We start from the raw sequence: 13,706 nt of genomic DNA on the forward strand, positions 1-13,706 counted from the left end.
TACGGACTGAGGATGGATGCAGCCATCACTCGCACGGAGGCGACGAGACCGTCGATGAGGTTGCCGTCGCGGAACGGGCCGAGAGCGGCGGTCACACCCAACTGCGCAACCCGGTCGGTTGCTCGGTTCGACACTCGCTTACCACTGCGGATCTCGAGGGCGTGACGATTGGGGTCGACGGCGATCAGAATGGATCGAACGGCGTCGGGTGTGCCGGGAAAGACCGACTCGACACCGACGGCGGGATCGTCCCCGAGGTCGCCGACGTAGACGTTGAACCTGATCTTCGTCTGTCGAGTGGCCTCGGTCAGGGCGTCGTCGAGAGCCACCAGTTCCTGCGTCGCAAACGGCAGGTGTTCCGGATTGGTCGTCCCGAACTCGTGAGCAACCGAGACGCGACCGCTCGAGGTCAGCGCAGCGCCGAACGGCAGATCTTCTTCCTTGATGTCGCTGCGGACGAGTTCACCACTTGCCACTTGCAGCACCTCCGATCGAGTCGGCTGCGTCGGCATCGTGCGATCCGTGGCCTCCGAAGGGAGTCACCTCGTCCGTTGCGCTCCACAGCAATGGCCCGCGCGTCCACTCGTCCGTCAGTCGGTAAGGAGGAACATCCATACCGGGCTGCTTGTCGGTCAAGAAGGACAACGCGCCGACGATTCCGATGATGGCAACCGGAATCACCCCGAAAATCAGCGTGGTCTCTAAAATGCTCACAGGGTGTGACGTTAGTCGACAATTGCGCGTAGGACCACGTCGGGGCCGGTGTTGTGACCGAATTACCCGCAGACATCAGCCGTCAGGCCGCACCCTCCCCGAGATAGGCCAGCCAACTCGGGTCCAATTCCTTCGTCGTTGCGAGCAGACGCCAGTGCGGCCCCTTCGGTGGCACCAGCTGCGCGCGCAACGTCCACCCGATCTCGCTGAGCAGCTTGTCGGCCTTGCGGTGATTGCACGACGCGCAACATGCAACGCAGTTCTCCCACGAATGGCCTCCTCCGCGGCTTCGCGGAACCACGTGGTCGACCGTCTCTGCCTTGCTTCCGCAGTACGCGCACCGGAACCGGTCACGATGCATCAGCGCCGCACGCGTCATCGGCACTCGGGCCCGATACGGAACGCGAACGAAGGTCCGCAGCCTGATCACCGACGGCACCTGCACCGAGAATCCGGCCGATCGAATGAACGGTCCTTCCGGATCGTCGTGCACCACGTCGGCCTTCCCACAAACGAGAAGAACCACCGCCCGGCGCATGGGAAGCGCGGTCAGTGGCTCGAAGGTGGCGTTGAGGAGCAGCACACGGCGCTTGACCCACGCCGGAACGGCGTCGTCGCCCGTGGCATCGTGGGCCGTCGGCACCACGCGCAGCGGAGAAGCCCCCGAGGCCGTCTCACGCTGGTCGTGCGCGATGCGGCCCGCAGTGGGCGGAAGTTGTCGATGGCGGTGTTGCGAGTTCTTCATGCGTTACTCCAGAACCAGTCGGCGTCCGCGCATGGCTTGCGTGGAACACGATTCACAGTGGAACACGAATGCACCGCCCGCGCACAGGCTTTTTCTCCGCATTTCCTGTTGCCGATGGGTGAACATTTCGCGTCGTCGCGCTCGCGACGGCCGCACGACGCGCCATGCGCAGCGAGACTGGCAAGATTTCTGTCTCTCCGTAGACTTTTCGGGTGGCTGTATCAACCCTTCTGTCCGTATCACCACTACCCGAACTGTCGCTGCTACAGGACCTCGACATTCGCGCCTTCGAGTTGACCGACACCGGACGCGACTGGTTGGTCCACCGTCCGCTGCAGGTCCTCGGCTATCTGCTGCTCGCCGTTGTGCTGCGCCTGGTTCTGCACCGGATGATCAACCGTTTCACCAGCAACAGCGGCGGAAAGTCGCCTATTCTTCTGCGCCCGCTTCGCGACCGCTCGTCCAGCACCGTCAAGGGCGCAATCCTCAACGAACGCCGCAAGCAGCGCGCCAGCACGATCGGCTCGGTACTCAAGTCGGCCGTCTCGGTCATGATCCTGACCTGGTTCGTTCTGTCGGTGCTCGACGTGGTGGGCGTCAATGTCGCTCCGTTCATCGCCTCCGCGGGAATCGTCGGCGTCGCACTCGGATTCGGTGCTCAGAACCTGGTGCGAGACTTCCTGTCGGGAATCTTCATGCTGCTCGAGGATCAGTACGGAGTCGGCGACATCGTCGACCTCGGTGAGGCCACCGGCACCGTCGAAAGCGTGGGGTTGCGGGTGACCACCATCAGAGACATCAACGGCACGGTGTGGTACTGCCGCAACGGCGAAGTTCTTCGCGTGGGCAACATGAGCCAGGGCTTCGCGGTCGCCGTTCTGGATCTGCCCATCTCCCACACGGCCAACATCGAGCACGCCCTCGAGGTTGCCGAACGCACCACTGCGTCGCTGGTGCAGTCCGGCGATTTCGAGAACGACATTCTCGAGCCGCCGGAGATGCTCGGGGTCAACGCAGTCAGCGCAGACACCGTCACCATCCGAATCACGATCAAAACGCGTCCAGGACGCCAGTGGGCCGTCCAGCGCCGCCTCCATCAGGACATCCTCGAAGCGTTCGACGATGCAGGCGTGAAGGCACCGTACGCATTGGGAAGGCCGGGCGGGGTCGTGGCCGAGTCCGGCTCCTGAGGGACAATGATCGGTAGCGACGCCGATCGAGGGTCTGCAGGAACGACCAGATGAACGCGAGAGAGAGTGTGATGACCGAACCGCAGCAGACGTTCTACGACGCGGTCGGCGGTGCCGAGACGTTTCGGTTGCTCACGGCGAAGTTCTACGAGGAAGTCGCCAAGGACGAGATCGTCCGGCCGCTGTACCCCGAGGAGGACCTCGGACCGGCCGAACGGCGGATGCGGATGTTCCTCGAGCAGTACTGGGGCGGTCCACGAACCTACTCGGACGAACGCGGCCATCCGCGATTGCGGATGCGTCACAACCCTTTTCGCATCGGGCCAATAGAACGCGATGCATGGCTTCGATGCATGCACATCGCGATCGCGTCCATCGACGCGTCGGTGTTGGACGCAGCGCACCGTGCGCAGCTCACCGATTACATGGAGATGGCCGCGAATTCGATGGTGAACTCGGCGCTGTAGAGGACGCGTCCCGCTACAGCGATCCGACGCGTTGCGCGTTCGCGCCCTTGGAGCGATTGCTCAACCGGGCACGCAGACCTCCGGCGACCTTGAGGGCGAAGCTCACCGGCCGCGGCAGGTGCTGCCGGAGGATGGCGTGCTTGCGCACGTAGTTCTCCACGTGCCATTCGGTCCAGCTGCCCGCGCGAAACAGCGCGGCATCGCCGGCGACCAGGGTGCGCGGTGGGTGATCGTCACTCGACACGGTCACCGAACCGTCCATGATGTGCACGATTTCGTCCACCGCGAAGAACCAACGGAAGCGGCCGGCGGTGCAGTCCCACACATTGGTGGTCGTGGTGCCGTCCGTGCTCTTGGACCACTCGGCAACCCGCGCGTGTGGGTCTCCTTCGAGAATCCAGGTCGGTTCGATGGGGCTGTCGGCAAGTGCAATGTCTCCGAGCCGTACGGCTTCGATGGTCGACGTATTCATGGCGTGGGTCGCGTCCTCACCGTCGGGCGCGGCTTCCACCGCTGCTGGTTTCCGATCCAGAACATACAACACTTTCCAAAGCCGCAGGCACGTGTCGGTCATGTGAATGAGCACAAAGCTTTACTCGGCGTTGACCGCGGGCAACCTGCCCACCTGACCCTCGACGCCCCTGAATCGTTCCGCGGCCGTTCGTTTGGCACTATTGCCACTTGTGACCGATCCGATCGAAAGCCCCGAGTTGTTGTGGTGGCAGGACGCCGTGTTCTACCAGATCTATCCCCGATCTTTCGCGGACTCCAACGGCGACGGGGTCGGTGACCTCGACGGCATTCGGGACAAGCTCGGATACCTCGAATTGCTGGGGATCGACGCGATCTGGATCGGACCCATCACCCGATCGCCCATGGCCGATCACGGGTACGACGTCTCCGATCCCCGCGACATCGACCCCCTGTTCGGAAGCCTGGAGATCTTCGATGCGCTGGTCGACGAAGCGCACGCTCGCGACATCAAGGTCACGATGGATCTGGTGCCCAATCACACCAGCATCGAGCACCCGTGGTTTCGGTCGGCTCTGCGCGCGCAGCGGGGCAGCGCCGAGCGCGCTCGCTACATCTTTCGGGACGGCCGCGGGGACGACGGTGCGCAACCGCCGAACAATTGGCCGAGCATCTTCGGCGGACCGGCCTGGACCCGCGTCACCGAACCCGACGGCACCCCCGGTCAGTGGTATCTGCACATCTTCGCGCCCGAGCAGCCGGACCTGAACTGGGACAACCCCGAGGTGTTCGACGATTTCGCGCGCACTCTGAGATTCTGGCTCGACCGCGGGGTGGATGGATTCCGGCTCGACGTGGCACACGGCATGGCCAAACCAGCAGACCTGGCCGACATGAGTCTCGAACTCAATGCGCTGATGAAGAACGACGACGACGATCCGCGCTTCAACAATCCTCGCGTGCACAACCTGCACCGACGAATCAGAACCGTCATGGACGAATATCCGGGAACGGTGACCGTCGGCGAGATCTGGGTTCAGGACAATGTCCGGTTCTCCGAGTACATCAGGCCGGACGAGCTGCACCTGGGATTCAACTTCCGTCTGGCCAGTGTCGATTTCGACGCCGAGACAATCCGCGACGCCATCTCCAACTCACTGGCCGCCGTCGAACTCGTCGACGGCACACCGACGTGGACGCTGTCGAACCACGACGTCGAACGTGAGGTCACCAGGTACGGCGGAGGAGACGTCGGGTACGCCCGCGCCCGCGCCATGATTCTGGTCGAATTGGCACTTCCCGGAACCATATTCGTCTACAACGGTGCCGAGCTGGGGCTTCCCAACGTACAACTGCCCGATGAGGTGTTGCAGGATCCGGTGTGGGAGCGATCCGGGCACGCCGAACGTGGGCGTGACGGCTGCCGAGTGCCGATGCCCTGGGAAGGGCACGAGCCGCCGTTCGGGTTCTCCTCCACCGATAGAACGTGGTTGCCGATGCCGCCGGAGTGGGACGGTCACACCGCAGAAGCGCAACTCGAAGACGTCCATTCGATGCTCAGTCTGTACCGCACGGCCTTCGAGTTGCGAGCTCTGCGTCCGGAATTCACCGGTGCCGGGATCGATTGGTACGGAGCACCTCCCGGTTGCCTGGCGTTTCGCCGACGCGGCGGTCTCATCTGCGCTTTGAACGCATCCGACGAGCCGATACCCCTGCCTCCCGGCGAGATCCTGCTCGTCAGTGCACCTCTGGTGAACGGCCGACTCGACGCCAACGCCGCCGCCTGGCTCGTCTAGCGCTCGACAGTCAGCGACAACTGGTGCCCCGCGCGGCGAACGTACACCGACCCGTAGCGGGCGTCCAGGCGTAACCACACCCGGGAAACGCGTACCCGAACCACCTCGTCGACGGCGATCCGGTCCGGATCGACGTCGATCGTCAAGGGGTCGGTTCCGCTGTGAGGCACGAATCCCATTGCGGTCAAAGCAAATACGGTGCGCATGGAAATCGACACTTCGTCCGCTCCGTTGGCGACGTGCAGAACCTCCTGCTCGAGCAGTGAACTCGGCGGGCCGTGGCTGCTGCCGTGTTCCTTGGCCAGCGCCGCGCCGCGTTGCGCAAGCCCCACGAGTATCCGGGCGGGCACGTCGTCGAGGTGCTCGAATCCGCCGTCCGGCGGTAGTGCTCCACGCCAGGCAGAGTCCATCGAGAATCCCGGGTCGACCATCCCCTCTTCGGCGCGCTGCAGTGCGGCGGCCAGCACGTCGGCACCAGCGGACGTGTCGTCGGGCACCACCGTGCCGCTGACCACCCGCGCCGCCAGCGCGTCGAATCCGGTGCCGGCCCAACAGGACACGCGGCCGCCTTCACGGGTTCTCATGCGTATCACCGCTGCCTCGTCCAACCGCAGTGCCCTGGTGCAGAAGGTCACCAAGTTCTCTCGATCGACCGCGTCGGGAACGGTCAGTACGCGCTCATACACGCTGCCAGCTCACCAGGTACGCGCGCTCGTCCGGGGTGAGTCGGCGCAGCCGCTGTGCATCGATATCGAAGGCTGCGATCTGCGTCGAGGCCACCACCGCCGCCGGAGTGTCGAGCGATGCCCCTCGCGCTCGTACCTCGTATCCCACGACGAAGTCCACCGCACGAACCGCGTCGATCCACATGAACACGTCCAGAGGACCGTCCTCGTGCCGAAGCTGACCCCGATACTTCACGTGCAGATCTGCGATCACTGCCCCGTGCCGCAGATTTGCCGTCGGCCTGCCGTCCACCAAAAGCCATGGGATGCGCGCCTCTTCGAGAAGGGTCACCATCCGGGCATGATTGATGTGTTGATAGGCGTCCATGTCCGACCACCGCACGTCCACGTCGGCGTGAAAGCCCACTCGCTGGGCAGCGGGTCGATTGTCGGACAGATGGTCTGCAGGCACACTCACGTGGTCGATTCCTCTTCTCGATCGGGTGTCACGAATTCCGATTGTGGGGCGGCATGATTCAGGGCATCATGTTGCGCACCTGGCGGGCGGCCACCGACAGCGTTGCCAAGTCCAGGGTGCCGGACTCGGCAATCTCGGTCAGCGCCGCACGCGATCTCGCCAGTCGGGAGGAATTGGTCGATTCCCACTCCGCGATCTTCTCTGCCACCGACTCGTCCGGTTCGCCGCCCGCCAGCACGGCTTGCGTGATCCCTCTCAGCGAGGAATACAGATCGTCGCGAAGGGCCAAGCGCGCCAACGAGTGCCAACGATCCCCACGGGCCAACTTGGAGACGGCGGTGAGCAGCCAGTCGATTCCGATGTGTGCGTCGAGCGCGAAATACAGCTCGGCCACCTCGGCTCCGTCTCGATCGACAATGTCTGCGATATCGATGATGTCGAGTAGGCAGTACACGTCGAGCAGGCCGTAGATGCGCCGGGCGAGCCCGGCCGGTGCACCCCGTTCGATCGCGGCTCCCGACCGCGCGTCCAGATCACTCGCCTGGTGCCCGGAGATCCACTGGGTCATCGACGGTTGCAGAGCTCGAACCTGATCGGCGTATCGACTGATCTCCGCACCGACAGCCAGTGGTTGAGGGCGGTTGGCCAGCAGCCATCGCGACACACGGTCCAGCATGCGACGCGATTCGAGCAGTAATTCGGCCGAGACAGCGGTCGGCACATCCGCCGCACGGATGGTGTTCCACACTTCGTCGAGTCCGAATATCTCGGTGGCGGCGGCGAACGCACGAATGGCGTCGGTGCCCGCCGCACCGGAGTCCTCGGTCAGTCTGTAGGGGAACGTGATTCCACCACAGTCGATGGCCTCGTTCGCCAGTGTCGTCGCCACCAACTGACGCCGGAGCGGATGAGCCTTGATCGCGTCTGCGTACGGCTCCCGCAGCGGCTCGGGGAAATATTTGGGCAGCCGTGGGGCGAAGACGTCGCTGTCGGGAAGCTCGCTGTCGAGCAGTTCCGCCTCCAATGCAAGCTTCACGTGGGCCATCAACGTGGCAAGTTCGGGCGACGTGAGTCCTCGGCCGTCCTGCTTTCGTCGTCGTAGATCGGCCTCGGTCGGCAGAGCCTCGAGCTCACGGTCGAGTCCACGCCGTACTTCCAGGTCTTCGATCACCCGACTGTGCACGGTGACGAGATTCGGCGCATCGAACCGTGAGGTGCCGAGCAGTTCGTTCTGCATGATGTTGTCCCACAACACCAGTCGGCCTACCTCGTCGGTCATGGATGCGAGTAGCTCGTCTCGATCCTCGCGGGCCAGGTTGCCGTTGGTGATGGCCGTTTCCAACAGGATCTTGATGTTGACCTCGTGGTCGGAGCAGTCGACGCCTGCGGAATTGTCGACGGCGTCGGTATTGATCTTGCCCCCGGCTGCCGCATATTCGATGCGGCCCAGTGCGGTGGCACCGAGGTTGCCGCCCTCCCCCACCACAGCCGCCCGTACGTCGATCCCGTCGACACGAACCGCATCGTTGGCCTTGTCTCCCACCTCGGCATTGGTCTCGGTGGACGCCTTGATGTAGGTGCCGATTCCGCCGTTCCACAGCAGATCTGCCGGAGCCTTCAGGATCGCGTTCACCAGTTCCGGCGGAGACAACGACTCGACCGAATCGCCCAGGCCGAGCGCCGCGCGTGCTGCTGCGCTGATGGGAACCGATTTACGCGTCCGCTCCCACACTCCGCCGCCCTCGCTGATCAGCGAGGTGTCGTAGTCCGCCCACGACGACCTCGGCAGCGCGAACAGGCGCTCTCGCTCGGCGAACGACGACTCCCGCGCCGGGTCAGGGTCGAGAAAGATGTGCCGATGATCGAAGGCGGCGAGCAAACGAATGTGTGGGCTGAGCAGCATTCCGTTACCGAAGACGTCTCCGCTCATGTCGCCGACGCCGACGACGGTGAAATCCTGACTCTGCGTGTCGATTCCGAGCTCGCGGAAGTGCCGTTTGACACTTTCCCACGCACCCTTGGCCGTGATGCCCATGGCCTTGTGGTCGTACCCCGCCGACCCACCGGAGGCGAACGCGTCGCCGAGCCAGAAACCGTACTGCGCGGCGACGCCGTTGGCCATGTCGGAGAACGTCGCGGTGCCCTTGTCTGCGGCCACGACGAGGTAGGTGTCGTCTCCGTCGCGGCGCACGACGCCTGCGGGTACCGACACCGAACCTGTTGCGCGATCGAGATTGTCGGTGATGTCGAGCAACCCGGCGATGAACAGCCGATAGCAGGCTTTGCCTTCCTCCGCGTAGGCCTGGCGATCTCGATCGGCATCGCCGGTGACCACCGGCGGCCGTTTGACGACGAATCCGCCCTTGGCCCCGACCGGGACGATGACGGCATTCTTCACCATCTGTGCTTTCGCCAACCCGAGAATCTCCGTACGGAAATCCTCACGTCGATCCGACCAGCGCAGGCCGCCGCGGGCCACGTCACCGAAACGCAGGTGCACTCCCTCGACACGCGGTGAGTACACGAAGATCTCGAATTTCGGCTTCGGCTTGGGCAATTCGGCGATCGATTGCGGGTCGAACTTGAGCGAGAGGTACTCGCGACGTTCGCCGTCGGCACCGAGCACGAAGTGGTTGGTGCGTAGCGTCGCGCGAATCAACTCGAACATGCTGCGCAGAATGCGGTCTGCGTCGAGGCTGACGACCTGATCGATCAGCTCCCCCAGCTGGATGCCGATCGCCTGCGCGTTCTCCTCCGAGCTCACCTCGGGGTCGAACTGCGCCTCGAACAGACCGACGAGTAACCGCGCCGTGCGCGGATGCGTCAGCAGTACCCCCTCGATATTGAACTGACTGTAGGGAAAACCGGCCTGGCGCAAGTACTTCGCGTACGCGCGCAGCACCACTGCCTGCCGCCAGTGCAGGCCGGCGCGCATCACCAGCTCGTTGAACCGGTCCGCCTCGGCTCGCCCGCTCCACACCGCTGCGAAGGCATCGGTGAAGCGGTGCTGAACGCGGCTCTCACGGTCGGCCGTACCCGCCTCGGACAGCTCTGCGTCGATGTCTCCGTCGATCGCCGATCGCAGCATTTCGCGCGAGGCAGACAGTCCGAAATCGTATATCCAGCAAGACATTCCGTCCGGTCGGACCACCGGGTACGGCCGTTCGTCGTCGACCTCGACACCGAGGCTCTGCAGGATGGGCAACACCTGAGACAACGACACACCCGCGCCGCCGATGTACAGCGAGAAGCGCCAGCTACCCACCGCGGACTGCTCATTGCGGTAGAGCTGCATGTCGATCGACTCGTCGCCGAGCGCTTCGAGGCGAGCGATGTCGGTCACGGCCCTGGCCGGGCTGAAGTCCTGCTTGTACGCCTCCGGGAACGCGTCGGTGTAGCGCTGGATTCGCAGCGGATCTACAGCACGGTCGAGAGAGACGGCGTCGCCGAGCGAATCTTCCCAGGTTCTGGTGGTGTCGGTGAGGGCCTCTTCGATCCGCGTGATGTCCTCGGCCGACAACTCCGTCCCCGCGGTCCCGGGTGCACGGCGCACGGTCACGTGCAGCAGGGCAAGATCCGATTCCGTGACGCGCGCAGTGTAATCGAGTGAGGTTCCGCCCAATTCGCGGAACAGTCGATCCTGAATGGCCAGGCGCACACGGGTGGTGTATCTGTCTCGAGGCAGGTACACCAGTGCACTGACGAAGGACCCGCTCGCGTCGGGCCGTACGAAGAGCTTCACCTTGCGTCGACGACCGAGCGCCAGGACGGCACTCGCAGTGTCGAACAACCACGACGCCGACGTGGCGAACAGTTCCGATCGCGGCATCGACTGCAACACCTCGAGCATGGCCTGACCGGAGAAGGAACCGAGATCGTGGCCGGACCTGGCGATCACCGACCTCACTCGCCGCTCGATCACCGGGATGTCGAGAACGTTCTCGTGCAGGGCCGTGACAGTGAAGACGCCGACGAACCGATGCTCCGCCGAGTCCTCGGTGTCGATCACACTGACGAAGTACGGGTAGACCGCACGGTGGACGGTGGCCGGATATGCACCTTGAGTCAGAGCGACCAGATCACGCTCACCCACCGGCTCCGGTCCGTCTCCGTGCTGACCTGCATCGCGCATGACACCCAGGCTGCTCGAGGCCACGCCGGTCGCCGATCGATCGCCCTCGCCGGAAATCGCGTATCGGCGATAGCCGAGCAACGTGTAATGGCCGTCGCCGAGCCAGCGCAGCAGTGCAGCCGCATCACGGCGCTCCACGCCCGACTTCGGATCGCCGATTCCCCCGGAGTCCAATCGGTCGGCGACGGCACCCTGTACCCGACGCATCTCGTTGGTGTCCTCGACTACCTGTCGTACATCGGCCAGTACCCGCTTCGTCTCCTCTTCCAGCCGAGCCACGGCATCCTCGGGTGTGGACGGATGCAGCTGTACGTGTATCCAGGATTCCGCCATACCGTCGGAATCGATGCCGACGAGTACTCCGTCGTCGTTTCGTTGGACCGAGAGGATGGGATGCACCACGTCGGTGTATTCGATACCGAGCCGTGAGAGCAGGGACATGATCGATTCGACGAGCAGCGGCATGTCGTCGGTGACGATCTGCACGTAGCTTCCCGCCGCCTGATGGGCGGCAGAGCCCGACTCGCTCGGGCGATGAACGGCGACGTTCGCAACATGCGGCGCCCGCACGGCCGCGAGTCGCACGTGCCGCCGGAAGGACGTGATGTCGGGGCTGTGCGCCGACACACCGACTGCGGTGGCGTCGGTGTGCTCGAAATACTCCGCACGCAATGTGGCCATCTCGGCCACGAGCCTGTCGTCGAGCCCGTCGGCCCAGTCGTTGTCGGTCAGGTCCAGCGAGCGTGACATGGTTTTCGAGTACTCCCTCGTGAGGATTTCCACGACGCCCGCCGATCGCCGGTCGTCGATGACCCCTCGACCCTAGTGTGGAAGACCCTGTAACCGCAGGGATCTCGCGAACCAGCGAGTCAGGCCCGATTCACACGGCGCGGGGACTACGAGTGGAGATATTCGCCGAGCGCGGCACGTTCGGAATCGCTCAGAGGCCTTTTCGCCGACGTCTCGAGATCGAAGGCAACCATCAGCGCCTCGGCATCCGCACACACCGTTCCGTCCCGATCGCTGACCACGTGCCGGACGCCGTACGAGGTGGTTCCTACGTGGGTGACCCAGAGCTCGATCGTCAGCGGACCGGAGTCGTCGAGAATCGGATGCAGAAAATCGGTGACGAGCCTGCGCACCACCACCGCACCGCGACCAGTGGATCCCCCGAGGGCCGCGTTCAGAAACTGAACGCGGCCTTCCTGGACGTACTCCACGAACCGAGTGTTGTTGACATGCCCGAGGCGATCGGAATCTCCCCACCGCACCTGGAGTGTGCAGGTGAAGGTTTTTCCCGGCATGTCAGTCCCTGGTCAGCTTCCGGTGAGTGACGCGGTGTGGACGTGCTGCGTCGGGCCCGAGACGCTCGACCTTGTTGGCCTCGTAGCCCTCGAAGTTGCCCTCGTACCAGTACCAGGCTGCCTCGTTGTCGCCGAAGCCACCTTCCCACGCCAGGATGTGTGTGCAGGTTCGGTCGAGGAACCAGCGATCGTGGGAGATCACCACAGCGCAACCGGGGAATTCTTCGAGTGCGTTCTCGAGCGATCCGAGTGTTTCGACGTCGAGGTCGTTGGTCGGCTCGTCGAGCAGGATCAGGTTGCCGCCCTGCTTGAGGGTCATCGCCAGGTTCAGGCGATTGCGCTCACCACCGGAGAGCACTCCGGCAGGCTTCTGCTGATCGTGGCCCTTGAATCCGAACGAACTGATGTACGCGCGGGACGGGAATTCAGAATTGCCCACGGTGATGAAGTCCAGGCCGTCGGAGACCGTTTCCCAGACCGTCTTCTTCGAGTCGATACCCGAGCGGTTCTGGTCGACGTAGCTGAGCTTGACGGTCTGGCCGATCTTGACCTCGCCGCCGTCCGGCTCCTCGAGCCCGACGATGGTCTTGAACAACGTCGTCTTACCCACACCGTTGGGTCCGATGACGCCGACGATGCCGTTGCGGGGCAACGTGAACGACAGATCCTTGATCAGGACGCGGCCGTCGAATCCCTTGTCCAGGCTCTTCACCTCGACCACGACGTCGCCGAGGCGCGGCGGGTTGGGGATCTGAATCTCGTCGAAGTCGAGCTTCCTCGTCTTCTCCGCCTCGGCCACCATCTCGTCGTAGCGAGCCAGACGCGACTTGCTCTTGGCCTGACGGGCCTTGGCACCGGAGCGAACCCAGGCGAGTTCGTCCTTGAGCCGCTTCTGCAGCTTCTGATCCTTCTTGCCCGAGACCTCGAGGCGCTCTGCCTTCTTCTCCAGGTACGTCGAGTAGTTGCCCTCGTACGGGTACAGATGTCCGCGGTCGACCTCGGCAATCCACTGAGCGACATGATCGAGGAAGTACCGGTCGTGAGTCACGGCGAGAATTGCGCCGGAGTACGCGGCCAAGTGCTGCTCGAGCCAGAGGACGCTTTCGGCGTCGAGGTGGTTGGTCGGTTCGTCGAGCAGTAGCAGGTCCGGCTTGCTGAGCAGCAGCTTGCACAGAGCAACGCGGCGCTTCTCACCGCCGGAGAGGTTGGTGACCGGGGACTCGGGCGGCGGGCAACGAAGCGCGTCCATCGCCTGTTCGAGCTGCGAGTCGATCTCCCAGGCGTCGGCGTGGTCGAGCTTTTCCTGCAGCTCGCCCATCTCTTCCATCAGCTCGTCGGAGTAATCGGTAGCCATCAGCTCGGCGATCTCGTTGTACCGCTTGAGCTGGACCATCGTCTCGCCGAGTCCGTCTTCGACGTTCTCGCGCACGGTCTTGGTGTCGTCGAGGATCGGTTCCTGCATCAGGATGCCGACCGAGGCACCGGGAGCGAGGAACGCCTCACCGTTTCCGGGCTGATCGATTCCCGCCATGATCTTGAGGATGCTGGACTTGCCGGCGCCGTTGGGGCCGACGACGCCGATCTTGGCTCCCGGATAGAAGCTCATCGTCACGTCGTCGAGGATGACTTTGTCGCCGTGCGCCTTGCGCACCTTCTTCATGGTGTAAATGAATTCAGCCATGGGTGCCAGCTTATCGGTGCGAGTGCATCCGAACACCATCGCCCGAGAAGGCGCCCGGCCCGC

12 protein-coding genes are annotated in these 13,706 nt (G+C 63.9%); 3 read left to right on the plus strand and 9 right to left on the minus strand.

All coding sequences use genetic code 11. The annotated features are described in order from the left end of the window. From ACFI9K_RS23435 to ACFI9K_RS23445, 3 genes are all read right to left on the minus strand, one after another. A partial coding sequence (locus ACFI9K_RS23435; protein ID WP_222094613.1) for a DUF5130 family protein occupies positions 1-476 on the minus strand: 476 nt, incomplete at its 3' end. Continuing rightward, on the minus strand, positions 463-714 hold the full coding sequence (gene ctaJ / locus ACFI9K_RS23440; RefSeq protein WP_462665737.1) for an aa3-type cytochrome oxidase subunit CtaJ: 252 nt from the start codon (positions 712-714) through the stop codon (positions 463-465). The genes ctaJ and ACFI9K_RS23435, both read right to left, overlap by 14 nt. 82 nt (positions 715-796) lie before the next feature. Continuing rightward, on the minus strand, positions 797-1,459 hold the full coding sequence (locus ACFI9K_RS23445) for an HNH endonuclease (RefSeq protein WP_462665738.1): 663 nt from the start codon (positions 1,457-1,459) through the stop codon (positions 797-799). A gap of 230 nt (positions 1,460-1,689) precedes the next feature. Between ACFI9K_RS23445 and ACFI9K_RS23450 the strand changes: the two genes are divergently transcribed. Next, a complete protein-coding gene (locus ACFI9K_RS23450; protein WP_462665816.1) occupies positions 1,690-2,649 on the plus strand; it encodes a mechanosensitive ion channel family protein in 960 nt (319 codons plus the stop codon). A 71-nt stretch (positions 2,650-2,720) separates the two neighbouring features. Further along, on the plus strand, positions 2,721-3,116 hold the full coding sequence (locus tag ACFI9K_RS23455) for a globin (RefSeq protein ID WP_462665817.1): 396 nt from the start codon (positions 2,721-2,723) through the stop codon (positions 3,114-3,116). A gap of 13 nt (positions 3,117-3,129) precedes the next feature. Here ACFI9K_RS23455 and ACFI9K_RS23460 read toward each other — a convergent pair whose 3' ends face one another. Beyond that, positions 3,130-3,690, minus strand: coding sequence for a cupin domain-containing protein (locus ACFI9K_RS23460; protein ID WP_462665739.1), 561 nt, complete (start codon positions 3,688-3,690; stop codon positions 3,130-3,132). Positions 3,691-3,799: 109 nt separating this feature from the next. Between ACFI9K_RS23460 and ACFI9K_RS23465 the strand changes: the two genes are divergently transcribed. Further along, positions 3,800-5,383 (plus strand): glycoside hydrolase family 13 protein, encoded by a 1,584-nt coding sequence (locus ACFI9K_RS23465; RefSeq protein ID WP_462665740.1) that lies wholly within the window; start codon positions 3,800-3,802, stop codon positions 5,381-5,383. On the opposite strand, the gene ACFI9K_RS23470 is transcribed toward ACFI9K_RS23465, so the two are convergent. The 5 genes from ACFI9K_RS23470 to ettA all read right to left on the minus strand — a co-directional run bounded on the left by ACFI9K_RS23470 (position 5,380) and on the right by ettA (position 13,643). Then, entirely contained in the window at positions 5,380-6,069 is a 690-nt protein-coding gene (locus tag ACFI9K_RS23470) for a hypothetical protein (protein ID WP_462665741.1), read from the minus strand. The genes ACFI9K_RS23465 and ACFI9K_RS23470 overlap by 4 nt on opposite strands. Next, complete coding sequence (locus ACFI9K_RS23475; protein WP_462665742.1) at positions 6,062-6,526, minus strand: acyl-CoA thioesterase; 465 nt, start codon at positions 6,524-6,526, stop codon at positions 6,062-6,064. The genes ACFI9K_RS23470 and ACFI9K_RS23475 overlap by 8 nt, the downstream gene beginning before the upstream one ends. Before the next feature lie 58 nt (positions 6,527-6,584). Further along, complete coding sequence (locus ACFI9K_RS23480) at positions 6,585-11,408, minus strand: NAD-glutamate dehydrogenase (protein ID WP_462665743.1); 4,824 nt, start codon at positions 11,406-11,408, stop codon at positions 6,585-6,587. A gap of 146 nt (positions 11,409-11,554) precedes the next feature. Next, positions 11,555-11,962: an acyl-CoA thioesterase gene (locus ACFI9K_RS23485; RefSeq protein ID WP_222094413.1), complete on the minus strand. Its 408-nt coding sequence runs from the start codon at positions 11,960-11,962 to the stop codon at positions 11,555-11,557. 1 nt (position 11,963) lies between these two features. Next, positions 11,964-13,643: an energy-dependent translational throttle protein EttA gene (ettA, locus tag ACFI9K_RS23490; RefSeq protein WP_135042139.1), complete on the minus strand. Its 1,680-nt coding sequence runs from the start codon at positions 13,641-13,643 to the stop codon at positions 11,964-11,966. Positions 13,644-13,706 lie beyond the last annotated feature (63 nt).

It is taken from the genome of Rhodococcus sp. PSi06 (assembly GCF_054960675.1).